At 71.5% G+C, this 24,325-nt stretch carries 25 protein-coding genes; 14 read left to right on the top strand and 11 right to left on the bottom strand.

From position 1 onward, the window contains the following. Positions 1 to 105: 105 nt before the first annotated feature. From BLW09_RS11015 to BLW09_RS10990, 6 genes are all read right to left on the bottom strand, one after another. A complete protein-coding gene (locus tag BLW09_RS11015) occupies positions 106 to 390 on the bottom strand; it encodes a hypothetical protein (protein WP_089912357.1) in 285 nt (94 codons plus the stop codon). A 116-nt stretch (positions 391 to 506) separates the two neighbouring features. Then, entirely contained in the window at positions 507 to 719 is a 213-nt protein-coding gene (locus tag BLW09_RS11010; RefSeq protein ID WP_089912354.1) for a hypothetical protein, read from the bottom strand. 104 nt (positions 720 to 823) lie between these two features. Then, positions 824 to 1,741 (bottom strand): alpha/beta fold hydrolase, encoded by a 918-nt coding sequence (locus tag BLW09_RS11005; protein ID WP_089912351.1) that lies wholly within the window; start codon positions 1,739 to 1,741, stop codon positions 824 to 826. A 30-nt stretch (positions 1,742 to 1,771) separates the two neighbouring features. After that, on the bottom strand, positions 1,772 to 2,647 hold the full coding sequence (locus BLW09_RS11000; protein WP_089912348.1) for a fumarylacetoacetate hydrolase family protein: 876 nt from the start codon (positions 2,645 to 2,647) through the stop codon (positions 1,772 to 1,774). 18 nt (positions 2,648 to 2,665) lie between these two features. Then, a complete protein-coding gene (locus BLW09_RS10995) occupies positions 2,666 to 3,430 on the bottom strand; it encodes a glycosyltransferase family 2 protein (RefSeq protein WP_089912345.1) in 765 nt (254 codons plus the stop codon). 48 nt (positions 3,431 to 3,478) lie between these two features. After that, positions 3,479 to 5,044, bottom strand: a complete 1,566-nt coding sequence (locus BLW09_RS10990) for a DNA-3-methyladenine glycosylase 2 (RefSeq protein WP_089912343.1) — start codon at positions 5,042 to 5,044, stop codon at positions 3,479 to 3,481. A gap of 63 nt (positions 5,045 to 5,107) precedes the next feature. Between BLW09_RS10990 and BLW09_RS10985 the strand changes: the two genes are divergently transcribed. Both BLW09_RS10985 and BLW09_RS10980 read left to right on the top strand, forming a co-directional pair. Continuing rightward, entirely contained in the window at positions 5,108 to 6,505 is a 1,398-nt protein-coding gene (locus BLW09_RS10985; RefSeq protein ID WP_089912341.1) for an FAD-binding oxidoreductase, read from the top strand. A 183-nt stretch (positions 6,506 to 6,688) separates the two neighbouring features. Next, positions 6,689 to 7,063 carry an FKBP-type peptidyl-prolyl cis-trans isomerase gene (locus tag BLW09_RS10980; protein WP_089912339.1) on the top strand — a complete coding sequence of 125 codons (375 nt, stop codon included), beginning with the start codon at positions 6,689 to 6,691 and terminating at the stop codon, positions 7,061 to 7,063. 129 nt (positions 7,064 to 7,192) lie between these two features. Here BLW09_RS10980 and BLW09_RS10975 read toward each other — a convergent pair whose 3' ends face one another. Continuing rightward, positions 7,193 to 7,633, bottom strand: coding sequence for a carboxymuconolactone decarboxylase family protein (locus BLW09_RS10975; protein ID WP_089916815.1), 441 nt, complete (start codon positions 7,631 to 7,633; stop codon positions 7,193 to 7,195). A 41-nt stretch (positions 7,634 to 7,674) separates the two neighbouring features. On the opposite strand from BLW09_RS10975, the gene pdxR reads away from it, so the two are divergent. The 4 genes from pdxR to rpsO all read left to right on the top strand — a co-directional run bounded on the left by pdxR (position 7,675) and on the right by rpsO (position 11,050). Further along, entirely contained in the window at positions 7,675 to 9,198 is a 1,524-nt protein-coding gene (pdxR, locus tag BLW09_RS10970) for a MocR-like pyridoxine biosynthesis transcription factor PdxR (RefSeq protein WP_442911292.1), read from the top strand. Between the two features lie 7 nt (positions 9,199 to 9,205). Then, positions 9,206 to 9,802, top strand: coding sequence for an acyl-CoA-like ligand-binding transcription factor (locus tag BLW09_RS10965; RefSeq protein ID WP_089912333.1), 597 nt, complete (start codon positions 9,206 to 9,208; stop codon positions 9,800 to 9,802). 77 nt (positions 9,803 to 9,879) lie between these two features. Continuing rightward, positions 9,880 to 10,647 (top strand): VOC family protein, encoded by a 768-nt coding sequence (locus BLW09_RS10960; protein WP_089912330.1) that lies wholly within the window; start codon positions 9,880 to 9,882, stop codon positions 10,645 to 10,647. 133 nt (positions 10,648 to 10,780) lie between these two features. Beyond that, entirely contained in the window at positions 10,781 to 11,050 is a 270-nt protein-coding gene (rpsO, locus tag BLW09_RS10955) for a 30S ribosomal protein S15 (protein WP_018190446.1), read from the top strand. Positions 11,051 to 11,178: 128 nt separating this feature from the next. On the opposite strand, the gene BLW09_RS18935 is transcribed toward rpsO, so the two are convergent. Next, entirely contained in the window at positions 11,179 to 11,346 is a 168-nt protein-coding gene (locus tag BLW09_RS18935; protein ID WP_157696932.1) for a multidrug transporter, read from the bottom strand. A 118-nt stretch (positions 11,347 to 11,464) separates the two neighbouring features. After that, positions 11,465 to 12,658: a low temperature requirement protein A gene (locus BLW09_RS10950; RefSeq protein WP_231946792.1), complete on the bottom strand. Its 1,194-nt coding sequence runs from the start codon at positions 12,656 to 12,658 to the stop codon at positions 11,465 to 11,467. An 18-nt stretch (positions 12,659 to 12,676) separates the two neighbouring features. Here BLW09_RS10950 and BLW09_RS10945 point away from each other — a divergent pair, with 18 nt between their 5' ends. From BLW09_RS10945 to BLW09_RS10935, 3 genes are all read left to right on the top strand, one after another. Then, positions 12,677 to 13,111 carry a VanZ family protein gene (locus BLW09_RS10945; RefSeq protein WP_089912325.1) on the top strand — a complete coding sequence of 145 codons (435 nt, stop codon included), beginning with the start codon at positions 12,677 to 12,679 and terminating at the stop codon, positions 13,109 to 13,111. Beyond that, positions 13,108 to 13,866: a fructosamine kinase family protein gene (locus BLW09_RS10940; RefSeq protein WP_089916811.1), complete on the top strand. Its 759-nt coding sequence runs from the start codon at positions 13,108 to 13,110 to the stop codon at positions 13,864 to 13,866. The genes BLW09_RS10945 and BLW09_RS10940 overlap by 4 nt, the downstream gene beginning before the upstream one ends. Before the next feature lie 323 nt (positions 13,867 to 14,189). Further along, positions 14,190 to 16,478 carry a polyribonucleotide nucleotidyltransferase gene (locus BLW09_RS10935; RefSeq protein ID WP_089912322.1) on the top strand — a complete coding sequence of 763 codons (2,289 nt, stop codon included), beginning with the start codon at positions 14,190 to 14,192 and terminating at the stop codon, positions 16,476 to 16,478. A 190-nt stretch (positions 16,479 to 16,668) separates the two neighbouring features. Here BLW09_RS10935 and BLW09_RS10930 read toward each other — a convergent pair whose 3' ends face one another. Continuing rightward, entirely contained in the window at positions 16,669 to 17,133 is a 465-nt protein-coding gene (locus BLW09_RS10930) for an Lrp/AsnC family transcriptional regulator (RefSeq protein WP_089912319.1), read from the bottom strand. A gap of 184 nt (positions 17,134 to 17,317) precedes the next feature. Here BLW09_RS10930 and pdhA point away from each other — a divergent pair, with 184 nt between their 5' ends. Genes pdhA through BLW09_RS10915 form a run of 3 tightly spaced genes read left to right on the top strand, consistent with a single transcriptional unit; the run spans position 17,318 to position 20,858 of the window. Next, positions 17,318 to 18,493 carry a pyruvate dehydrogenase (acetyl-transferring) E1 component subunit alpha gene (gene pdhA / locus BLW09_RS10925; RefSeq protein WP_089912316.1) on the top strand — a complete coding sequence of 392 codons (1,176 nt, stop codon included), beginning with the start codon at positions 17,318 to 17,320 and terminating at the stop codon, positions 18,491 to 18,493. After that, positions 18,490 to 19,500 carry an alpha-ketoacid dehydrogenase subunit beta gene (locus BLW09_RS10920; RefSeq protein WP_089912313.1) on the top strand — a complete coding sequence of 337 codons (1,011 nt, stop codon included), beginning with the start codon at positions 18,490 to 18,492 and terminating at the stop codon, positions 19,498 to 19,500. Before pdhA ends, BLW09_RS10920 begins: the two co-directional genes overlap by 4 nt. Beyond that, positions 19,500 to 20,858: a dihydrolipoamide acetyltransferase family protein gene (locus BLW09_RS10915; RefSeq protein ID WP_089912310.1), complete on the top strand. Its 1,359-nt coding sequence runs from the start codon at positions 19,500 to 19,502 to the stop codon at positions 20,856 to 20,858. Before BLW09_RS10920 ends, BLW09_RS10915 begins: the two co-directional genes overlap by 1 nt. Before the next feature lie 86 nt (positions 20,859 to 20,944). Here the strand turns inward: BLW09_RS10915 and dapD are convergent, their stop codons facing one another. After that, positions 20,945 to 21,955: a 2,3,4,5-tetrahydropyridine-2,6-dicarboxylate N-succinyltransferase gene (gene dapD, locus BLW09_RS10910; RefSeq protein ID WP_089912307.1), complete on the bottom strand. Its 1,011-nt coding sequence runs from the start codon at positions 21,953 to 21,955 to the stop codon at positions 20,945 to 20,947. A 17-nt stretch (positions 21,956 to 21,972) separates the two neighbouring features. On the opposite strand from dapD, the gene dapE reads away from it, so the two are divergent. Both dapE and BLW09_RS10900 read left to right on the top strand, forming a co-directional pair. After that, positions 21,973 to 23,070: a succinyl-diaminopimelate desuccinylase gene (gene dapE / locus BLW09_RS10905; RefSeq protein WP_089912304.1), complete on the top strand. Its 1,098-nt coding sequence runs from the start codon at positions 21,973 to 21,975 to the stop codon at positions 23,068 to 23,070. Continuing rightward, on the top strand, positions 23,039 to 24,304 hold the full coding sequence (locus BLW09_RS10900; RefSeq protein WP_089912301.1) for a hypothetical protein: 1,266 nt from the start codon (positions 23,039 to 23,041) through the stop codon (positions 24,302 to 24,304). Before dapE ends, BLW09_RS10900 begins: the two co-directional genes overlap by 32 nt. The last annotated feature ends 21 nt before the right edge of the window (positions 24,305 to 24,325 follow it).

Here is a 24,325-nt window from a genome sequence, read left to right as displayed (position 1 = left end):
GGCAGTCGTCCACAGAGGTCGTCATGCCTGACATGACGACAAGGGTGCCGGCACCGGGGAATCTCGCTGCGCCGAGTGCCGGCACCCGACCTGATCCGACCGGCGTCAATCGGACGGGGCGGGACCGGCGGGCGGGGAGCCGTCCGCCGGGAGTTCGTCCGTGCTCTGCGGCACGGTGGATTCGTACAGGTACACGGCGTGCTGCGGAGTCCCACGGAACTCGGAGAACACATAGACGTCGACGACCGCCGCGCCACCGATCTCCGAAGGCCGACGGATGCGATTGGGCGGTCTTCTGGCGAGGGCGGGCACCGTCAAGGAGGTCTCGCTGCCGTCACGGGCGATGAGGATGCAGGTGAGCATCCATCCGTCCGCATGGTCGTCGCTCATGCTGCGACCATAGGACGGTCGGCGGGCGCTGGTCGATCCCCATTCGGAGGGGGAGTGCACGCCGGTGCCGTCCGCGGCGTCCCGCTCGTGGCGCGGCGGACGGCACCGGAAGAGAGTCAGTTGAAGGGCGCCCATTCGTCAAGGTCGTACTCGAGCTCGACGCCGTCGTAGAGACGGACCCGCCACACGTGGCTGTTGCCCCCGACGTACTGGCCGCGAGCAGTCTCCATCGACCATTCACCGTCGCCGACGCGTTGCCAGCGGATCATGCCGACGTGTTCGCGGAGCCGCGGAGCGTGCGGCGGGTGAAGGAAGTCGTCTTCAGACATTGATCCATACCATCCCCCTCGCTGCCCTCTCATGGTGGCTCAGCGGGAGAAAGAGTCACTACCCCCAAATGTGGGGCCTAGGCTTTTGGCCGGAGGGCCGGCCGTCACCGCCCCCTGGACTCGGCCTCGCGGAACAGGGCGATCATGTCGCGCCCGAGCTGGTGGGGTGCGGTCTCGCACGGGCTGTGCCCGGTGCGGTACACCGCGAGACGAGCACCCAGTGCTTCCGCGTTCGCGGCGTGCAGGTGGGTGGGCCAGAGGTCGTGGTCGCCCGTGACGACGAGCAGCGGGATGCCGCTGGCCGCGACGCGTGCGCGCACGTCCGGAACGCGCTTCATCAGACCGACGATGTCATCGACGCTGGAGCGGCGGGTGAGCGCGAACCGCGACCGCACGAACGCCAGCCGGCTGTCGGAGACCCTGTTCTTGTTCGTCGTGATGCCCCAGATCATCAGGCTCGCGCCGATGCGGGCCGTCGCGAACCAGCTGAGCACGCCGATGATCCGCACCCCGCGGAAGGACTGGCCCGGCTCGGGCGGCGCTGTCAGGAGGGTGAGGGAGCGGAACAGCTCGGGGTGCTCGACCAGCGCCAGCTGCGCCAGGATCCCCGCGAAGGAGTAGCCGAGCACGTGCGCCGGGCGGCCGTCACGGAGGAAGGCGACGACATCCGCCACGAGCAGGGGGTAGGTGTAGTGGCCGCCCGGCACCGGACCGGCATCCGCCGACTCGTACTGCCCGGCCAGGTCGAAGCTCTGCACGTAGTAGCCGGCCGCCACGAGGATGGGCGCCAACAGGTAGAAGTCCTCTTTCGAGCCGGTCACACCGGGGATGAGGACGACGCGCGGGTCGGCGGGGTCGCCGAGGGCTGCGACCGCCAGCTCGCCGCTGGGGGCGCGGAAGCGGGAGAAGACCGTGCCGACGGGTGCGACCGACCAGTCGATGTCGGGCAGGGCGGCATCGAGGCGCGCGGCCTCGTCGTCCCCACCCGTGACCGGGCGCCTCTCTCCGATCGACACAGGCATTACGCTAACGCACCTGGCGCGGCAGGTGGCTCAGGTGACGCGGCAGTACGTCGTGAGGTACCCGATCCCGCCGATGGAGACCGTCACCGTGGAGCGGTCGCGGAGGAAGACGGGCGGGTTCCGGGAGTAGCCTGCACCACCCGGGCTCCCGGTCGAGATCAGGGTTCCCGGCGGGATCGTGGCCGAGCGGGAGAGGAACTCGATCAGCTCGGGGACGCTGCGGACCATATCGGCCGTCGAGGCATCCTGCAGGATCGCACCATCGACGTTCGTGGTCAGCCAGAGGTCCTGCGGGTCGGGGATCTCGTCCGCCGTGACGACGACGGGGCCGGTGGGCGTGAACCCGTCGAACGACTTGCAGCGCGACCACTGCGCCTCCGAGAACTGCAGGTCGCGCGCGGTGATGTCGTTCACCACGGTGTAGCCCCAGACGTAGTCCAGGGCGTCCTGCACGGAGACGTTGCGCGCCGGACGGCCGATGACGACCCCCAGCTCGGCCTCGTAGTCCACCTGGGTCGAGAGATCGGCCGGCCACGTCGTGGTGCCGCCGTGCCCGGCAAGCGAGTTGGGCCAGAGGTTGAAGACGGTCGCGGCCTTCTCGCTGCGCAGCTTCAGCTCGGAGGCGTGCGCGGCGTAGTTCGCGCCGATCGCGATCACGTGCGGCGGGCGCAGGATCGCGGAGGCGTGGCGCAGCTCGTGGACGGCCGGCAGCTCGCGGCCATCGACCTCCGCGGCTGCGACCACCGAACGCACTTCGGCAAGACCCTCGTCACCGCGCTCGATCAGCTCCTGCAGGTCTCTCGGCGGCCGCGCCATCACCTCGTCGAGGAAGAGTGCTCCGTCTCCGATGACGGCGGCCAGGCGAGGCCTGGGATCTGCGGCGGTGCTGAGGTGCGAGAATCTCACCGATCCAGGCTATCGGTTTCAGGCGACCGCGCCCGGTGCGTCCCTCTCACGCTCGTGCTCCAGGCGGCGCCGCGCGGCGCGACGGCGCCAGGGCGACTGCTCCGGAAGATGCATGCTCAACGTCGTGTACGCCCAGTGCAGGCGGCGTCCGAACCCGCGCCAGGTCGAGAACGGCCGGGCGGAGATGCCGACAGTGAGCCGGTCGTCATAGCGGACAACGGTGTCGAGGCTGAGGTGGATGGCGAGGTCGAGATCGTCGTGGATGTCGCCGCGGTCGCGGTGGACCCGCGCACGCACATCCAGCCAGACCTCGCGGCGCATGGCGAAGTTCGAGCCGAAGATCGGCGGGTTGCCGAGCCAGATCCCCATCGACCAGAAGTAGCCGCCGATGTAGAGCACCTGCCCGATCCCGGCGACGACTGTGTTCCCGTCGTAGAACACACCGCGGCCGGTGAGGACGCCGACCTCCGGCGCATCCACCAGCTCGGCCTCGATGTGGAGCAGCCAATCGGCCGGGGGACGGGAGTCGGCGTCGAGCCGGGCGATGATGTCGCCGGTCGCCGCGTCGTACCCGGTGGATGCGGCGGGCCAGATCCCGCGGTGCGGCTGGTCGATCACGCGCGCGCCTGCCGCCCGTGCGACGTCCGCCGTTCCGTCGCTGCTGCCGTTGTCGACCACGATGATCTCGTCGGCCGGGCGCAGCTGTGCGGCCAGGCCGCTGAGGCAGCGGGTGAGCATCTCGGCGTCGTCGAGGGCCGGGATGACGACGGAGATGGTCGGCACCCGGCAATCCTACGCGTGCCGTGAAGCGGGGAGAGGGAGCCCGCCGGGCTAGGCGCGCCACAGGTGCAGGCCCGCGTAGCTGCGCCAGGGAGCCCACCGGGCACCGTGCTCTGCGAGGCCGCGTGGATCCGCCGGGAGGCCGAGCCGCGCGGCCCCCTGCCGCAGGGCGAGGTCGCCGGTGAGCAGGATGTCCGGGCTCCCCAGCACACGCAGGGCGACGTAGCCGGCCGTCCACGGGCCGATTCCGGGCAGCGCCATCAGTCGCTGTTCGAGGTCGTCGCGCGACTCGCCGACGTCGATGCGGAGCCGCCCGCCGGCCAGCGCCTCGGCGACGCCGATGATCGCGTCCACCCGGCGGGCCGGACCACGGAGCACGTCGCGACCGCGCTCGGCGATCGCGGCGGCGGTCGGGAACAAGCGGGTGAAGGCGCCCCCGCCGGGCACAGGCAGGTCGAGCCGCTCGCCGAGGGCGTCGGTGAGCCGGGTGAGCGCGGTCCGGGCGGCGGCCACCGAGACCTGCTGCCCGATCAGGGCGCGGAAGACGATCTCCTCCGCATCCACGGCCCCCGGAACGCGGAGGCCGGGCGCTGCGGCGACGCTGGGAGCGAGCGCGGGATCGGCGGCCAGCACGGCGTCGATGGCCTCCGCGTCCGCGTCGAGGTCGAGGAGGCGCCGCACCCGTGCCACGAGCGGGGCGAGATCGGCGACATCGGCGAGGGAGGCGTCGCACTGCACGGCGGGGGCCGCGGCCGTGCCGGCGAGGGCCAGCCGGACGACCGCTGGACCGTGCGGGAGCCGCAGCGTCCGGGCGTACCAGGCGCCGTCGGCGCCGGCGGTCTCCATCCCGTCGATCGCGCGGGCCGCCAGGAAGCCGAGCACCGACGCGCCGTCGAACGGTGCGCGGGCGGGCAGCCGCAGACTCAGGCTCACGGTGCCCGGCTCGCGGTGCGCGGCGGCGGGGGAGCGCCGGGCGGCGGTGCGGATGGCGCCGGGTGTCAGCCGGTACACCTCGCTCATCGTCTCGTTGAACTGCCGGACGCTGCGGAAACCGGCGGCGAAGGCGACATCGGTGATCGGCAGATCGCTTCCCGTCAGCAGCAGGCGGGCGGTCTGTGCGCGATGGGCTCTGGCGAGCGCCAACGGCCCTGCGCCGAGCTCCGCGGTGAGCACGCGGTTCAGGTGACGCGGGGTGTAGCCGAGCCGATGGGCGAGACCCGGGACGCCCTCCCGCTCGACCGTCCCGTCCGCGATGAGGCGCATGGCCCGGGCGGCGAGGTCGTCGCGGATGTTCCATTCGGGAGAACCGGGGACGGCGTCCGGGAGGCAGCGCTTGCAGGCGCGGAGCCCGGCTTCGTGCGCCGCCGCTGCTGTGAGGTAGAAGGTGACGTTGCCCGGCTTCGGCGTGACCGCCGGGCAGCTGGGGCGGCAGTAGATGCCGGTGGTGTGCACGCCGGTGATGAACTGCCCGTCGAAGCGCGCGTCCTTCGCGCTCATCGCCCGGTAGCGCTCGGCGAAGACCGGGTCGGCCAGGGGGCCGTCCGGCGTCGCCGTGGCGACGGGCCGGGGGTGCTGCAGCGTGGTCATGTCCTCCAGCGTGACACCCCCCGCCGACATCCGATAGCGGAAATCGGACACGAGCGCGGACGTGGTGCCGCCGCCGATCGCTAGCCTGAGGGGATGGACGTACTCGACTGGCTCGCGGCCGCGCTCGGCGAGGAGGCCGTCGACGCCGGCGCGCTGACGACCGATCCCGCACTCCTGGATGCCGCCCGCACCGATCGCTCGGGCTGGGTGGCCGATGGGCGCCCGCTCGCCATCGTGACGGCGCGGACGGTGGAACAGGTGCAGGCCACCCTGCGGGCGGCGAGCGAGTTCCGCGTCCCCGTCGTCCCGCGGGGCGCGGGCACCGGTCTGGCGGGCGGCGCGAACGGCACCGACGGCTCCATCGTGCTCGACGTGTCCGCCCTGAACCGGATCGTCGAGATCTCGGCCGACGATCAGCTCGCCGTCATCGAGCCCGGCGTCGTCAACAGCGACCTCAATGCGGCGCTGGAACCCTACGGCCTCTTCTTCGCGCCCGACCCGGCCAGCAAGGCCGTCTCGACCGTCGGCGGCAACATCGCGACCAACGCAGGCGGGCTGCTCTGCGCGAAGTACGGCGTCACGCGGGAGGCCGTGCTGGGGCTCGACGTGGTGCTCGCGGACGGACGCCTCATCCACACCGGGCACCGCACCGTCAAGGGTGTCACCGGCTACGACCTGACAGCGCTCTTCGTCGGCTCGGAGGGGACCCTCGGCGTCATCGTCGGCGCCACGGTGCGGGCCCAGCCCATCCCGCCGGGCGAGCCGGTGACCCTCGGTGCGCTGTTCTCCGACGTCACGGCGGCGGCGCAGGCCTCCGCGCGGATCACGGCGGCCCGGCTGCGCCCGGCGGTGATGGAGCTTCTCGACGCCCCGGCGCTGGAGCGCATCGCGGCATACCTCGGCCCGGCGACGATCGAGGACGCGTTCGGCGCGACCGGCGGCGCGGCCTACCTCCTCGTCCAGTTCGACGGCGCGACGGCGGCGGCAGACGCGACGGCCGCCGGCGACCTGCTGGCGGAGACGGGCGGGACGGTCCGGGTCGCGGCCGACTCCCAGGAGGGGGAGCGGCTGCTGGCGATCCGCCGCGCGTTCCACCCGGCGCTGGCCTCCTCCGGCGAGGTGCTCATCGAAGACGTCGCGGTCCCGCGGTCGCGGATGCCCGAGATGTTCGCGGCGATCGAGCGCATCTCCGAGCGGTACGGCATCCCCATCCCCACCGTCGCCCACGCCGGCGACGGCAACCTGCACCCGAACTTCGTCTACACGGGCGACACGGTGCCCGACGCGGTCTGGGATGCGGCGAACGACCTGTTCCGGACCGCCATCGCCCTCGGCGGGACGCTGACCGGCGAGCACGGCGTCGGCGTCCTCAAGCGCCGCTGGCTCGCGGACGAGATCGGACCGGACTCGTACGAGCTGCAGGTGAAGCTGAAGTCGGTGTTCGACCCGCTCGGCATCCTCAACCCGGGCAAGGTCTTCGGCGGGGCCTGACGCCCGCACCCGCCCTTAACAGACTCGACCCCCGGTGGTGCGGCGATGCCTGCAGCGCTCCCGGGGGATCGAGTTATGCGTCAAGGATGCCCCCGGTGCGGTCGGAACGCAACCCCCGATCGCGACTGCGCGGTGAGCGAACGCGCTTTGACGCGGCACCCCGGCACCGGTTGGATGGGAGGCATGGCAGAGAACACCAACCAGAAGCCGGACGTCGACGCCCCCGAGGGGCCGGCTCCGGAGACCCTCGAGATCGTCGACATCGTCGAGGGCACCGGCCCCGAGGCCACCCCCGGCGCGAAGGTCGACGTGCACTACCTCGGCGTCGAGTACGAGACCGGCGAGGAGTTCGACTCCTCCTGGAGCCGCGGCCAGTCGATCAACTTCCCGCTGAACAACCTCATCAAGGGCTGGCAGGAGGGGATCCCCGGCATGAAGGTCGGCGGTCGCCGCAAGCTCACCGTCCCGCCGGCGCTCGCGTACGGCCCCGCCGGCGGCGGTCACCCGCTGTCGGGCAAGACCCTGATCTTCGTGATCGACCTGCTCGGCGTCAGCTGACCTCGGCTGACTCCGAACCTCTCGTCGGAAACGGAGGGGATCCCGGCCACGGCCGTGGTGATCCCCTCCGTTTTCTGCGTCTCGGGGTGCTCAGCGGGTGAATCTCCTCCCTTTCGCGCGAGCGGCGGATCAGAGGGCGGGCGGCTGCATCCGGGTCGGGATGGCGATGCGGTTCCAGATGTTGATGGTCGCGATGGCCAGCAGCACGTTCGCCAGGCCCTCCTCGCCGAACTCGTCCAGCGCTCGCTGGTAGAGATCGTCGGGCACGCCGTCCTCGTGGATGAGCGTCACGGCCTCGGTGAGCTCGAGCGCGACGCGCTCGCGGTCGGTGAACCACGGTGACTCGCGCCAGGCCGAGACCGCGAAGACCTTGCGGAGCGGGACGCCGCGTCCCTGCAGATCGACCGAGTGCATGTCGACGCAGTAGGTGCAGCCGTTGATCTGCGAGGCGCGGAGCTTGATGAGGTCGCCGAGGGGCTCCTCGACCTTTCCGCCGACGTAGCCGTCGAGGTTGATGACCTTGCGGTAACCCTCGGGGACGATGGTGGGGAGTTGGATGCGTTCTGTCATGTCCTCCACGGTAGGAACCGGATTGGCTGCGGGTAAGATCCATTCCGATCGATTCCGATGAGGCCATTCGTCGAGCTCCGGAGGGCATCCTGGAACTGCATGTCGCGATCGGCGGGCGGGGTGACCGCGCGGACCGCATCTACCGCCAGCTGCGCGACGCGGTCGTGGACGGCCGGCTGCGCCGCGGAGAGAAACTGCCGGCGACGCGCGAGCTCGCCGAGCGGCTCCAGGTCTCCCGCTCGACCGTCGCGACCGCGTACGAACGGCTGACCGCCGAGGGGTACCTGGCCGCGCGGGTGGGTGCCGGGACGTTCGTCGCCTACACCGGTGCGCCGGGAGGCGCGGGAGCTGCATCCCGCCGCTCTCCGTCCGGGGCCGCCGTGCCCGGCGCCGCCCGGCCGAACGCGACCTGGAGCGACCTCGACGACCCGCTGTGGACCGAGCCGCGCCCGATCGCCTACGACTTCAGCATCGGGGCGCCCGATCCCGCCCTCTTCCCGCTGGAGACCTGGCGCCACTACGTGACGGCCGAGCTCCGCGGCGGCTTCGCCCGCTCGGCCCTCTACGCCGACCCGGCCGGCGTCGAGCGGCTGCGCGAGGGGATCGCGCGCCACCTCGCCCTCGCGCGGTCGGTGGACGCCGGGCCGGGTGACGTGCTGGTGACCAACGGCGCCCAGCAGGCGTTCGACCTGCTCGCCCGGGTGCTGCTGACCCCGGGCGACACCGTGGTCGTCGAGGACCCCGGCTATCCGCCCGTCCGCCAGCTGTTCGAGACGACGGGGGCCCGCGTCGTCCCGGTGCCGGTCGACGAGTTCGGGCTCCGCGTCGACCTGCTGCCGTCGGCGCGGTTGCTGTACGTGACGCCGTCGCACCAGTTCCCGCTCGGCGGTGTGCTCCCGCTCGAGCGTCGGGTCGCCCTGCTGGAGTGGGCGGCCCGCAACGACGCCGTCGTCATCGAGGACGACTACGACAGCGAGTACCGGTTCGGTGCGCGGCCGCTCGACCCGTTGCAGCGACTGGATGCGGACGGCCGCGTCGTCTACGTCGGTACGTTCTCCAAAACGATGGCACCGGCGCTGCGGCTCGGCTTCGTCGTCGCGCCGCCGAGCCTCCTGCCCGCGCTGCGGCACGCGAAACGGCTGAGCGACTGGCACAACGACGTGGTCACGCAACGGGCGATGGCGCGATTCCTCGACTCGGGCGGGTTCGCGCGGCACGTCCGGTCGGCGACCCGCGTCTACGAGCAGCGGCATGCGGAGCTGGTCCGTGCCGCGGGGGAGCTGCTGCCGGGCCTCCGCCTCGTCCCGTCCGTCGCCGGCCTCCATCTCGCGCTGCTCGCGGACGGCGCGGACGGCGACATCGACGGCCGCCGCGTCGCCGACCGGGCCGCGGTCGCCGGCGTCGCGGTGCAGCCGGTGTCGCGGTTCCGCGTCGGCGCTGGACCGGACGGCCTGCTGCTCGGCTTCGGCGGCATCCCGGTCGAGCAGATCCCGGACGGGCTGCGCACGCTCGCGCAGGCCGTCGAGCGCGTGCGGGCCTCGTCGCCGGGCGAAGCGGTGCCATGATCGGAGGATGACCTCGCCTGATGCGCCACCGCCGCGCCGTCGCGGACGCCCGGCCGACGTCGACCCAGAGTCGGTGGCCCTCCTGGCGCTCCGCCACTTCGACGAGCACGGGTACGAGCAGACGACGATGGACGACATCGCGCGGCTCGCCGGTATCGGGCGGAGGACGCTGTTCCGCTACTTCCCGAGCAAGCCCGCCCTGGTCTGGGGCGGTGTCGAACCGGTGGTCGGGCGGATGCGCGCGGTGCTCGACGCCGCCGGGGACGACGAGCCGCTGCGCGAGGTGCTCGCGCGCGCGGCGACCGAGTCGCTGACGCTGACGCCGGAGGCGGAGGAGGCCACGCGGCGCCGCATGGCGCTCATGGGGACGCATCCCGCCCTGGTCGGGTTCGGCCTCACCGCCATCGCGGCGAACCGCGGCATCCTCGTCGACTTCCTCGCCCGCCGCCTCGGCGCCGACCCGGACACACTGCGCGTGCAGGTGCTCGCGGACGCGATCGGCTCGGCCGACTTCTCCGCGCTGCTGTGGTGGGCCCGCCACGACGACGGACCGCCCGGACCGGTCGTGGTCGCCGCGATCGACGAGGTGCTGCGCGGCGTCTGAGCCGCATCCTGCTGTTCGGCCGCACCGCGTCCGATCCGCTCTCGCCGCCCTGGGCGGCGGCGAGTAGCGTGAGGCCCATGCCGATCGAAGACGCATTCCCGCAGGGCACGCCGGTCTGGGTCGACCTCCAGAGCCCGGACCAGCCCGCCGCCGCCACCTACTACCGGTCGCTGTTCGGCTGGGATGTCTCGGCCCCGTCGGCCGAGTCCGGCGGGTTCTCGCTCGCCCGCACCCGCGGCGTCCCTGTCGCCGCGCTGGGACCGCTGCCGTCGGAGGATGTCCCGACGATGTGGACGGTCTACTTCTCCGTCGACGACCTGACTGCAGCGGCGGAGGCGGTCACCACTGCGGGAGGGACGGTGCTGCTGGAGCCGGGGGAGCCGGTCGCCGGCATCCGGCTCGCCATCGTCTCCGACCCGGCTGGCGCTGTGTTCGGTCTCTGGCAGCGGAAGGAGCAGGGCGACCCCTGGCTGCGCGACGAGCCCGGCGCGGTGGACTGGCTGGAGCTGGTGGCCGCCGACCCGGCGTCGACGTTCCCGTTCTACGAGTCGGTGCTCGGCGTCGGCATCAGCGAGACGCGGGTGGGCGACGAGCCATACGGGCTGTTCGACGTCGGCGAGACCAGCGTTGCGGGGGCCTACCGGTCGGACGGCGCCGAGCCCGCGCACTGGCTCGTCTATTACAACGTCGCCGACCTGGATGCGGCGATCGTGCGCGCGACGGAGCTCGGCGGCACGCTGCGCACCGAGCCGCTCTCCGCTCCCGGTGTCGGCCGGTGGGCCGAGATCGTCGATCCGCAGGGAGCCGGATTCGCCCTCCTCGAGCCGGAACCCGAGCCCTCCTGAGGAGCGGCCGCGGGGCGGGGATGCTCCGGATGCTCTGGTAGACTCTTCCAGTTGCCGTCTAACGGCCGCGGATCAAGAGAGCCCAGGCATACGGCCCCGGGCACCGCGCAACGAGCAGAAAGGGGATCCCTCTATGGCGCTGGATGCAGACACCAAGAAGGCGATCATCGAAGAGTACGCGACCCACCCCGGTGACACCGGATCCCCCGAGGTCCAGGTCGCGATCCTGACCAAGCGGATCAAGGATCTCACCGAGCACCTCAAGGAGCACAAGCACGACCACCACTCGCGTCGTGGCCTGCTCCTCCTGGTCGGTCAGCGTCGCCGTCTCCTCGGCTACCTGTCGGACATCGACATCAACCGCTACCGCTCGCTGATCGAGCGTCTCGGTCTTCGTCGATAACCGCAGCCGGAAGCCGGCGTCTTCGACAGACACCGCGAACTTCTTACGGACGGGCCGTCACCTTCGGGTGGCGGCCCGTTCTGCATTGTCCGCGCGGCGTTGCCCCGCCCGGCCGGTGACGGTGCGGGTCAGCGGTGGCCGGGTTCGGCTCCCGGCCGCACCTCGGCGTCGTCGCGCACGTCGATCCGGCGACGGCCCTCTGCACCCTCGCTGACCTCGATGCGCGGGTCGGCGTCGCTCTCGTCGGCCTTCGGTGCGGTCGTCAGCTGATCGGCGCGTTCGTCTCGGTGGCTCATCCCACGACTCTCCCGCGCCGCTCCCTCACCCGCAAGGCCCCCCTCCATGCCGAAGATTTGCGCCAAATGTGCGTTATCGCGCCGCCAGAACCGAGATTTGCGCCAAATCTGCCGATGTTCAGTCGCGCGGTTCGGGAGGTGTGCGCGCGGCGAGCGAACGGTCCAGGAGGGTGACCGCGACGAGCGCGGCGGCGACGAGCGCGATCCCGATCGTCACGCCGACCAGGCCGATCGCCGGCGACGCCAGCGGCAGGAGCAGCACGAGCGCGATCGCGACGAACGTCTTCAGCGGTCGGATGACCACCTCCGGCACCAGGGGAGCGTGCAGCACGTAGAGCATCAGCAGGAACACGGCGACGGGAACAGCGATCGCGTACTCGGCCGCCGTGTTCGACACCTCCGAGTGCGCCGCGCCGGCCTGCACCGCCACCTCCAGCCCGGCGCCGAGGGCCGCCAGCGACGCGAACACGAAGTAGTGGCCGTAGCCCCAGTAGAACGAGCGGTTGCGGTGCGAGCGCAGCCCCTCGCCCGCCGGCTCCAGGAAGTACAGCCACCACAGGGCGAACAGCAGCACGAGGGCCGCCACCGCGATCCACACCAGCGCCGCGGAGAAGCCGGACTGGGCGAGCGCGTTCTGCACCCCGATCGCCGAGGCCGATACCGACTCGCCGAGCACGATGATCGTGAACAGCCCGTACCGCTCGGCGATGTGGTGCGGATGCCAGCTCGTCATCCCGGGGCGCTCCGCCCACAGCGGCACTGCCAGTTCGAGCAGCGCGCCGAGCACGAACGTCGCGACCGCGAGCTGGCTCGGCAGGAAGCCCCAGGCCACCCACAGCACCTGCACCGCCGAGACGCCCACCGCGTAGCGGATCGCGGTCTTCCGGCCTTCCGGAAACTCGACGGCCGCCCGCACCCATTGCGCGACCAGCGCGAAGCGCATGATCAGGTAGCCGACGATGATGGCCGTGAAGTTCTCGTGGTCGAACGCGGCGGGCACGCCGGCGGCGAGCACGAGGACGCCGCCCATCTGCACGAGGGTCATCAGCCGGTAGGGCACGTCGTCGGTGTCGTAGGCCGACGCGAACCAGGTGAAATTCATCCACGCCCACCAGATGGCGAAGAACACCATCAGGTACAGCGGCAGGTGATCGAGGATGGTCCCCGTCTCGCCCGCGTGCGCCAGCTGCCCGGCCACCTGAGCGATGGCGACGACGAAGGTCAGGTCGAACAGCAGCTCGAGCGGGCTGGACACCCGGTGTCGTTCGTCGGTGGAGCGGCCGGTCATCCGGATGCGGAAGGCACTGGTCATGTGCGCCAGCATAGGAGGATGCGCCGCCGTCCCGTGCTCCCCGCCGTGATCGCCGTCTACCTGGCGGCCGTCGCGTGGATCACGCTGAACCCGGCGCCGGGGAACCCCGCCGGCAACCCCCTCCTGCGGTCTCTGCTGCGCGCGGTGTCGGCGGTTCCCGGCCTCGGCTGGGTGGACTACGCGGCGGCGGAGTTCTCGGCCAATGTGCTGATGTTCGTGCCGATGGGTCTGCTGTTCACGCTGCTGCTCGGCCGCTGGCGCTGGTGGCTGGCGGTGACGATCGGCATCGGAGCCACCCTCATCATCGAGTTCGTCCAGCTGTTCCTCCCGGCGCGGTTCAGCGACCCGAGCGACCTGCTCGCGAACACGCTCGGGACGCTCGTGGGCGTCGGGATCGCGTTCCTTATTCCTGCGGCCCGGGACGGACGTAGGGTGGCCGCGTGGAGACGGTGACGAAGGAGCGGGCGGACGCACCCGCCGGATTCTTCGAGGCGGAGGCCGCCGGGCTCCGCTGGCTCGGGGAGCCGGAGACGTCCGGGGGAGCGCGCGTGGTACGCGTCGCGTCGGTTCGCCCCGGGCGGATCGAGCTGGAGCGGATCCGCGAGACGCGGGCGAGCGCGGAGGTCGCCCGCGCCTTCGGTGCGGCGCTCGCCGTGACGCACGCGGCCGGTGCTCCCGCGTTCGGCGCGCCGCCGGACGGCTGGGACGGCCCGCTCTTCATCGGCAAGCGCCCCCTACCGATCGCGCACGAGACGAGCTGGGGCCGGTTCTACGCCCGCGACCGGGTGCGGCCGTACCTCGAGATCGCGGTGGATGCGGGGAGCGTCACCGCCGACCAGCTGCCGGTGATCCGGGAGGCCGTCGATCGCGTGGAGTCGGGGGAGTTCGACGACGACGAGCCGCCCGCGCGCATCCACGGCGACCTGTGGACCGGCAACCTGCTCTGGGACGCCCGCGGCGGCGTGCTGATCGACCCGGCGGCGCACGGCGGTCACCGCGAGACCGACCTCGCGATGCTCGCCCTCTTCGGCGCTCCGCACCTCGACGAGCTCGTCGCCGGCTACGACGCCGCCCGGCCGCTGCGCCCGGGGTGGCGCGACCGCGTCCCACTTCACCAGCTGCACCCGCTGGCCGTGCACGCCGCCGGCTACGGGCCGTCGTACGGCCGGGCGCTCACCGACGCGGCGCTGGCGACGCTCGCGCTCTGAGCGCGCCGGGAGGGCGCACCGCTCTCTCTCGGCTCCCGACTGATAGGATGCTGGTGGTCGGCCGAACGCCGTCCATCCAACTCAATACCGAGAAGGAACCCGGAGCAGGCTGGCAGGAGCTGGTCCTCGGTGGTGGTATCCGGATGCGGTGGCAGCGAGAGCGGCCCGCAACCGTGTATTTCTACTGATGGCCAGACGGGCTCAGCCCACGCGACCCGCATGGGATGCCGCGTACACGCGAAGTGTCGAACTGCCTGTTCCTGCTCCTTGAATGAAGTCGCGTCCACACGGGACAGCGACGTTAAACAAAGGAGACAGACCTCTTGGAAGGTCCTGAGATCAAATTCGCCGAAGCCGTTCTCGACAACGGCCGTTTCGGCACCCGCACCGTCCGGTTCGAGACCGGACGCCTCGCCCAGCAGGCGCAGGGCGCCGTCGCCGCCTACCTCGACGAGGAGACCATGCTGCTGAGCGCGACGAGCGCCAGCAAGCACCCGAAGGACAACTTCGACTTCTTCCCGCTGACCGTCGACGTCGAGGAGCGCTCGTACGCCGCCGGCAAGATCCCCGGCTCGTTCTTCCGGCGCGAGGGCCGCCCCTCCACCGAGGCGATCCTGGTGTGCCGTCTGATCGACCGGCCGCTGCGCCCGTCGTTCGTCGAGGGCCTCCGCAACGAGGTGCAGATCGTCATCACCGTCCTGAGCATCGCTCCGGACGAGTTCTACGACGCGCTCGCCATCAACGCGGCCAGCGCCTCCACGCAGATCTCCGGTCTGCCGTTCTCCGGTCCGATCGCCGGTGTGCGCCTCGCGCTCATCCCCGGCAACGGCACCCACGAGGACCAGTGGATCGCGTTCCCGAAGGCCGAGCAGCTGAAGGAGGCCGTGTTCGACCTCATCGTCGCCGGCCGCGTCCTCACCAACGAGGACGGCTCCGAGGGCGACGTCGCGATCATGATGGTCGAGGCGGAGGCCACCGAGAACAGCTGGAACCTCATCCAGGGTGGAGCGGTCAAGCCGAACGAGGAGATCGTCGCGCAGGGCCTCGAGGCGGCCAAGCCGTTCATCCGCCAGCTCGTCGGCGCTCAGAACGTCATCGCCGAGCAGGCCGCGAAGGCGATCGCCGAGTACCCGGTGTTCCTGCCCTACTCGCAGGAGACCTACGACAACGTCGCCGGCCTCGCCTACGACGAGCTCGTGAACGTCTACCAGATCGCCGACAAGATCGAGCGCCAGAACGCCGACGACGCCCTCAAGGAGCGCGTCAAGGTCGCCCTCACCGAGAAGGTGGAGGCCGGTGTGCTCCCCGCCGAGGTGCTGACGCAGTTCTCGGCCGCCTACAAGTCGGTCTCGAAGGTCGTCATGCGCGGCCGCGTGCTGCGCGAGGGCATCCGCATCGACGGTCGTGGCCTCACCGACATCCGTCCGCTCGACGCCGAGGTGCAGGTCATCCCGCGCGTCCACGGTTCGGCGATCTTCCAGCGCGGCGAGACCCAGATCCTGGGCGTCACCACGCTGAACATGCTCAAGATGGAGCAGCAGATCGACTCGCTCTCGCCGGTGACGCACAAGCGCTACCTGCACCACTACAACTTCCCGCCCTACTCGACCGGTGAGACCGGCCGCGTCGGGTCGCCGAAGCGTCGCGAGATCGGGCACGGCTTCCTGGCCGAGCGCGCCCTCGTGCCGGTCCTGCCGAGCCGCGAGGAGTTCCCGTACGCGATCCGTCAGGTGTCCGAGGCCCTCGGGTCCAACGGCTCCACCTCGATGGGCTCCGTCTGCGCCTCCACCCTGTCGCTGCTGAACGCCGGTGTGCCGCTGCGCGCCCCGGTCGCCGGCATCGCGATGGGCCTGATCTCCGACGTCGTCGACGGCGAGACCCGCTACGCGGCCCTCACCGACATCCTGGGCGCGGAGGACGCGCTCGGCGACATGGACTTCAAGGTCGCGGGCACCAGCGAGTTCGTCACCGCGATCCAGCTCGACACGAAGCTCGACGGCATCCCGTCGTCGGTGCTCGCCGGCGCGCTGAAGCAGGCGAAGGACGCCCGCACCACCATCCTGAGCGTGCTCAACGCCGCCATCGACCGTCCGGACGAGATGGCCCCGACCGCGCCCCGCGTGATCTCGGTCCAGATCCCGGTCGACAAGATCGGCGAGCTGATCGGCCCGAAGGGCAAGACGATCAACGGCATCCAGGACGAGACCGGCGCCGAGATCTCCATCGAGGAGGACGGCACCGTCTACATCGGCGCCACCGACGGCCCCTCGGCCGAGGCGGCCCGTGCCCAGGTCAACGCGATCGCGAACCCCACCAACCCGGAGGTCGGCGAGCAGTTCCTCGGAACCGTCGTCAAGATCGCCGCGTTCGGCGCGTTCGTCTCGCTGCTCCCGGGCAAGGACGGCCTGCTGCACATCTCCGAGGTCCGCAAGCTCGCCGGTGGCAAGCGCGTGGAGAACGTCGAGGACGTGCTCTCGGTCGGACAGAAGGTCCTGGTCGAGATCACCAAGATCGACGACCGCGGAAAGCTGTCGCTCGCCCCGGTGATCGCGGAGGAGGCCGCTGAGGCCCCCGCCGAGGACGCCCCCGTCGAGGCTCCCGCGGAGGCGTAAGCACCCGCACCTCACCGAAGGCCGCGCCGACCCTGTCGGCGCGGCCTTCGTGCGTCCCGGCCCCCTGATCCGCTCCGCCCCGTCCCACACCAACAGCTCCTGAGTTTTTCGCCCCGGTGCGGCGCGTCGACCGGAAAAACTCAGGAGCTGGTGGTGGGGGAGCTGGTGGTGGGGGAGCCCGCGGCGGGGATCAGGCGTCGCGGGTGAGCAGGGGGCGGAGACGGTAGGGGATGAGCTCGCCCATGTCGAGGGAGGTCTCCGCACGGTCCACACCCTCGGTCGACTGGATGATGCCGGTGATGCGGAAGAGGTCCTCCGCGTCGACGCAGACCACCCGCAGCAGTAGGTCGGACGGCCCGGAGAGTCCGTGCGCCTGCACGATCTCGGGGATGGCAGCGAGGCTCTCCACGACCGCCGCCAGCCGCTGCTGCCGGACATGCACGTTCACGAAGGCAGCCAGCGGGTACCCGGCGACCCGGGCGGAGATGCGCCGCTCGAACGACAGGAATGCGCCGCTGCGTTCCAGCTCGGCGACCCGGGCCTGGACCGTGTTGCGGCTGAGTCCCAGCCGGTCGGCGAGCGACACGTTCGTCGATCGCGGGTCGTCCGCGAGGGCCAGGAGGATGCGGCGGTCGGTGTTGTCGAAGCTGCGCATAGTGTGAAACCTAGCAGGGCAGCACTCGGCTGAACAGTGCATCCTGCACGGTCGACACGCCGATGGTTGTGCGCGCTGATCCCGCAGCGTAGCCTTCCCTCTAATTCCGGCGAAGGGGCCGGAAGCCGGTCGTGCGCGCCACAAGCTGCGTCGGCCGGGCGCGAGAGTGAAGGTTGCGTGAACCGTGACGATCGACAATCAGCCCGCCACCCGCCGGGGCGGCTCCCACACGGACCTCGGCGCCATCGACGAGCTCCGGCTCGGCGACGCAGGACTCGGCGACCTCGGACTCGTCCGCCTCCTCGACGCCCACGGCGTCCGTCACGAGGACGACCGGTACGACGCCTGGGTCTCGGACATCGGCACGGACCAGCTGCTCGCGTTGTACGAGGACATGCAGGTCATCCGGCGCATCGACGCAGAGGCGACCGCGCTCCAGCGCCAGGGCGAGCTCGGACTCTGGCCGCCGCTCCTCGGCCAGGAGGCCGCCCAGATCGGGTCGGGACGCGCTCTGCGCGCCGACGACTTCGTCTTCTCCAGCTATCGCGAGCACGGCGTCGCCTACTGCCGGGGCGCCGGTCTCGTCGACCTGCTGCGCGTCTGGCGCGGCACGACGCAGAGCGGCTGGAACCCGTACGACATCAACATGGCCACCCCGCAGGTCATCATCGGCGCGCAGACCCTCCACGCGACGGGATACGCCCTCGGCATCCAGGCGGACGGCACGGACGCCGTGGCGGTCGCCTACTTCGGCGACGGCGCCACCAGTGAGGGGGATGTGAACGAGGCCCTGATCTTCGCGGCGACGTACGCGGCCCCCGTGATCTTCTTTTGCCAGAACAACCAGTACGCGATCTCCGAGCCGGTGTCGCTGCAGGCGCAGCGCCCGATCGCCGACCGCGCGCCCGGCTTCGGCGTGCCGAGCGTCCGCGTCGACGGCAACGACGTGCTCGCGGTGCTGGCGGTCACCCGGGCCGCCCTGGACCGTGCCCGCACGGGAGGCGGCCCGACCTTCATCGAGGCGGTGACCTACCGGATGGGCCCGCACACGACCGCGGACGACCCGACCCGTTACCGCGACGCCACCGAGCTCGACGAGTGGCGCGGCAAGGACCCGCTTGCCCGGGTGGAGGCGTTCCTCGACGCGCAGGGCGCCCTGACCGAGGAGCGCAGGCAGGCGGTCGCCGCGAAGGCGGACGCCGTCGCCGCCGAGATGCGGGCGGGCATCACCACACTCGCCGATCCCGACCCGCTCACGGTCTTCGACAACGTGTACGCCGAGCCGCACACCGGTCTCTCGCGCCAGCGCGACCACTACTCGCGCTACCTGCGCACCTTCGTGGGGAGCGACGGACGATGACCTCCCTGAGCATGGCCAAGGCCATCAACGCGGGCCTCCGGCGCGCGCTGGCCAACGACGACCACGTCGTCCTCATGGGCGAGGACATCGGCACGCTCGGCGGCGTCTTCCGCGTCACGGACGGCCTGCAGACCGAGTTCGGGCCGCGCCGGGTGATGGACTCGCCCCTGGCCGAGTCCGGCATCGTCGGCACGGCGGTCGGAATGGCGTACCGCGGGTACCGTCCGGTGGTCGAGATCCAGTTCGACGGCTTCATCTATCCGGCTTTCGACCAGATCGTCAACCAGGTGGCGCGCATGCACTACCGGACGCAGGGGGCGGTGCGGATGCCGATCGTCATCCGCGTGCCGTTCGCAGGCGGCATCGGGTCGGCCGAGCACCACTCCGACTCGCCGGAGGCGTACTTCGCGCACACCGCCGGACTGCGGGTGGTCAGTCCGTCCGATCCGCAGGACGCCTTCACGCTCATCCAGCAGGCCATCGCATCCGACGACCCCGTGCTGTTCTTCGAGCCGAAGCGCCGCTACCACGCCAAGGGCGAGGTGGACGAGGACGCTCCGCTCGCGGACGCGCGCCCGATGGGAACCGCACGGGTGCTGACGCAGGGGACCGACGTGACACTGGTCACCTACGGCGGTCTGGTGCAGCTGGCGCGGGACGCGGCCGTGGCCGCGGGCGACGACGGCGTCTCGGTGGAGGTCGTCGACCTGCGCTCGCTGTCGCCCCTCGACCTGGACACGGTCGTCGCCTCGGTCAAGCGCACCGGCCGCCTCGTCGTCACGCACGAGGCCGCCCTCTCCGGCGGACTGGCCGCCGAGATCTCGGCGTCGATCACGGAGCGCTGCTTCTACCACCTGGAGCACGCGCCGGTGCGCGTGACCGGCCACGACATCCCGTACCCGCCCGCCCGGCTCGAGTCGGCGCACCTGCCCGACCTCGACCGCATCCTCGACGGGATCGACCGTGCCATGGACCGGCCGAACTCGCTGAGCGGAGTGGAGGACTGATGGCCGTCCGCGAGTTCGCGCTGCCCGACCTCGGCGAGGGTCTGACCGAGTCGGAGCTGGTCGCGTGGAAGGTCGCCGTCGGCGACACCGTGCAGCTCAACCAGATCATCGCTGAGGTGGAGACGGCCAAGGCACTCGTCGAGCTGCCGGCGCCGTACGACGGACGCGTCGCTCGGCTGTTCGTCGAGCCGGGCGTGACGGTCGCCGTCGGCGAGCCGCTCGTCGCCTTCGAGGTGGATGCAGGGGAGGCGGCAGCCGATGCTCCCGTCGCGCCTGCGGCGCCTGACGCGGCTGGTGCTCCCGCTCCGTCCGCGGGCGGCCTGTCGGCGGACGGACGCGAGCCGACGCTGGTGGGCTACGGCGCCCGGCCGGAGTCGGGTGCGCGCCCCGCGCGGCGGGCCCGGCCGGGGCTGGCTGCCACGGCTCCCGCGCCCGTCACTCCCGCGGCCGCCGCGCCCGCGCCCTCGACCACGGCCACTGCGCTCGCGGAGCGCCCGCGCGCGACGCCGCCGGTGCGGAAGTTCGCGCGCGAGCTCGGGGTCGACCTCGCCTCCGTGGCCGGGTCCGGCGACCGCGGGCTGATCACGCGCGGTGACGTCCAGCTGTACGTCGACCAGCACACGACGGATTCTGCGGGGCCGACGGTGGAGGCCGGGTCGCGCGAGAAGCGCATCCCGATCCGCGGCGTGCGCAAGGCGACCGCCGACGCGATGGTCCGCAGCGCGTTCGGCGCACCCCAGGCGACCGTCTTCCTGACGGTGGACGTGACGCCGACGATGGAGCTGATCGCCCGGCTGCGGGAGCGGGCCGAGCAGACCGAGGCGCGCCCCGGGCTGCTCTCCGTCGTCGCCAAGGCGCTGCTGCTCGCGGTGCGACGTACTCCGGAGGTCAACTCCCGCTGGGACGATGCGGCCAACGAGATCGTGGAGGCGGAGTACGTGCACCTCGGCATCGCGGCGGCGACCCCGCGCGGGCTGATGGTCCCGGTCATCCGCGACGCCGACCGTATGACCCTGGGCGATCTGTCCGGCGCGATCCGCAGTCTCGCCGAGACCGCGCGGGCGGGACGGACCGCCCCGGCGGACCTCAGCGGGGGCACGATCACGATCACCAACGTCGGCGTGTTCGGGGTGGATGCGGGAACGCCCATCCTCACGCCCGGCGAGGCGGCGATCCTCGCGGTCGGCGCCGTGCGTCGTCAGCCGTGGGAGCACGACGGCGGTATCGCGCTCCGTCAGGTGCTCACGCTCGCCCTGACGTTCGACCACCGGATCGTGGACGGAGAGCAGGCCTCCCGCTTCCTCGCCGACATCGGCCGCATCCTGGCCGACCCCGCCTCCGTCCTCACCCTCGTCTGACCGCCCACCGTCGAGTCCGCAAACTTTGCACGCCAGGGGCCGTGCAAACGTGCAAAGTTTGCGGACTCGACGGTGGGGAGGCTGGGTCAGGCGTGCAGGGCGGCGTTGAGGGTGACGCCGGTGCCGGCGCGGCGGAGCACCTCGACGGCGCCCGTGAGGGAGTTGCGGCGGAACAGCAGCCCGGGCTGGCCGGACAGCTCGGCGGCCTTGACGGTACGGGGGCGGCCGTCGGCGGTCGGCGCGTCGCCGACGAGCACGACCTTGGTCCCCGCGGTCACGTACAGGCCCGCCTCGACGACCGAGTCGTCGCCGATCGAGATGCCGATGCCCGAGTTGGCGCCGAGCAGCGCCCGCTCGCCGATCGAGACGCGGTGCGTCCCGCCGCCGGACAGCGTCCCCATGATGGATGCGCCGCCGCCGATGTCCGAGCCGTCTCCGACGACGACGCCCTGCGAGATGCGGCCTTCGACCATCGACGAGCCGAGCGTGCCGGCGTTGAAGTTGACGAATCCCTCGTGCATCACGGTGGTGCCGGGGGCGAGGTGCGCACCGAGGCGCACGCGCGACGCGTCGGCGATGCGCACGCGATCCGGTGTCACGTAGTCGAGCAGGCGCGGGAACTTGTCGATGCCCGCCACCTGGATGCCCGCCCGCTGCAGACGCGGACGGAGCCGGTCGAGGTCGGCCGGGTTCACCGGCCCGGCGTTCGTCCAGGCGACGGTGGGCAGGTGCGCGAACACGCCGTCGAGGTTGAGGCCGTTGGGCTGCACGAGCAGGTGCGACAGCAGGTGCAGGCGCAGGTAGGCGTCCGGCGTGGAGGCGGGAGGCGCATCCAGCTCGATCTCGACGGTCACGATGTCGACGCGCACCGCGCGACGCGGATCGTCGCCCGCCAGCTCCTCGAGCTCGGCCGGGGCGATCCAGCGGTCGCGGCCGGCGGGAAGCCTGCCGAGCTGCGGCTCCGGGAACCAGGTGTCGAGCACGGTGCCGTCGGCGGACACCGTCGCGAGTCCGTACCCCCAGGCCGAACGGAGATCGGCCGAACGGACATCGGCGGAACGGCGCACGGAGGCATTTTCAGGCACGGCAGAGGGCATGCCCCTAGGTTAGTAGAGTGCAGATCAGCAGCGTCCCCCTCGACCTGACCGCTTCGTCCATCGACCTCACGCGTCAGCTGTGCGACATCGAGTCCGTCTCCGGAGGTGAGCGGACGCTCGCCGACGCGATCGAGTCCGCTCTCGCCGAGCTGCCGCATCTGGAGGTCATCCGCGACGGCGACGCGATCGTCGCGCGCACGAACCTGGGGCGCGGCCGGCGCGCGCTCATCGCCGGCCACATCGACACCGTCCCGCTCAACGACAACCTGCCGACCCGGTTCGAGGAGCACGACGGCATCCGCTACCTCTGGGGCCGCGGCACCGTGGACATGAAGGCCGGCGTCGCTGTGCAGCTGAAGCTCGCCGCAGAGCTGACCGACCCCTCCGTCGACGTCACGTGGATGTGGTACGACCACGAGGAGGTCAACGCCGAGCTGAACGGCCTCGGCCGCCTGGCCCGCAACCGTCCCGACCTGTTTGTCGGCGACTTCGGCATCCTGGGCGAGCCGAGCAACGGCGTCGTGGAGGGCGGCTGCAACGGCAACCTCCGCGTCGAGGTTCGTACGTACGGCCTGCGCGCCCACTCGGCGCGCGGCTGGGTGGGCGACAACGCCATCCACAAGGCGGCTCCGATCCTCGACATCCTCGCCGGATACCAGGCGCGCGAAGTCGAGGTCGACGGGCTCGTCTACAAGGAGGGGCTCAACGCGGTCGGCATCTCCGGGGGAGTGGCCGGCAACATCATCCCCGACGAGTGCATGGTGCACATCAACTACCGGTTCGCTCCGTCGCGCTCGTCGCAGGAGGCCATCGAGCACATGCACGAGCTGTTCGGCGACTACGAGATCACCGTCGTCGACCGGGCCGACGGCGCCCGCCCCGGCCTGGATGCGCCGCTCGCGCAGGAGTTCGTCGCCGCGGTCGGCGGTGTGGCGAAGCCGAAGTACGGGTGGACGGACGTTGCCCGCTTCAGCGCCATGGGCATCCCCGCGGTCAACTACGGCCCGGGCGATCCGCTGAAGGCCCACGCCGACGACGAGCGCGTCGACGTCGAGCAGATCATCGCGGTCGAGGAGGGGCTGCGTGCCTGGCTCACCGGCAGCGGCGCCCGCTGACTCCACCGCGCTGCGGGATGCTCCGGGCGGCCGGGCGGCCGTCCGCGGGCGCTGGTGGACGCTGTGGTGGGTGCAGGTCCTCCTCGTCTATCTGGGTGCGCGCGCGGTCACGACCGTCATCCTGCTGAGCTTCGCCGCCGCAGAGGGCGCGAACGCCTGGACGAGCGCGTCGCCCGACTACTTCTCGTTCGCCAACCTCTGGGACGGGCGCTGGTACGAGATCGTCGCCGGCTCGGGGTACCCCGCAGCGCTGCCGACGAGCGACGGCGTGCACGTGAGCGAGAACGCGTGGGCGTTCCTGCCCGGCTACCCGGGACTGGTCGACGTCGTCATGTTCCTGACCCGGCTGCCCTGGCCGATCGCGGCGGTGCTGGTGTCGTTCGCGGCGGGCGCCGGGGCCGCGCTGGTCTTCTCCCGGCTGATGCGCCGCGTGGGGCTGGGCGCATCCACGAGTCTGTTCGCCGTCGTCCTGTTCTGTGTCGCGCCGGTCTCTCCGCTGTTCCAGGTCGCGTACGCCGAGTCGCTGTACATCCTGCTGCTCGCGACCGCCCTGCTCCTGCTCGTCGAACGGCGGTACGGCTGGCTGTTCCCCGTCGTGCTCGCGATGGCGTTCACCCGCCCGTCGGGCCTCGCGTTCGCGCTCGCGGTCGCGCTGCACGTCGGCTACCGGTGGCTGCGACGACGAGAGGACCCGTTCCCCGTGCGCGAGCGCGTGCTCAGCGTGGCGCTCGCCGTCTTCAGCGGGCTCGCCGGGCTCGCCTGGCCGGCCATCGCCGCCATCGGGACAGGATCGCTCACCGCGTACACGGACACGGAGCTCGCCTGGCGCTCCGCCTACATCGGGTACACCCATCTGGTGCCGTTCGCGCCCTGGTTCCAGGGGGCCGACTGGTGGGCGAGCGCGATGCTCGGCATCCCCGGCTGGGTGGGCATGGTCGCGCTGGTCGTCATCGTTGCGCTGTTCGGCATCCTGCTGTTCTCCCCGGCGGTGCGGAGACTCGGGGTCGACCTGCGGTTCTGGGTCGCCGCCTACTCGCTCTACCTCCTCGCCGTGTTCTTCCCGCAGTCGAGCACCTTCCGGCTGCTGATGCCGCTCTTCCCGCTGCTGGGCGCGCTCGCCCTGCCGCGCAGCAGGGTCTACCGGGTGGCGATCGTCGCGCTGTTCATCGCCCTCCAGGTCGGCTGGGTCGCCATCTGCTGGTACATCGACGGATACGATTGGTCACCTCCCTGATCCCTCCGATTTCCGCACGTC

Origin of the sequence: Leifsonia sp. 21MFCrub1.1 (genome assembly GCF_900107895.1) — a bacterium.
GTDB lineage: Bacteria > Actinomycetota > Actinomycetes > Actinomycetales > Microbacteriaceae > Leifsonia > Leifsonia soli.
The sequence above is the reverse complement of the archived record's forward strand: the minus strand, read 5'-3'. Positions and strand labels throughout refer to the sequence as shown.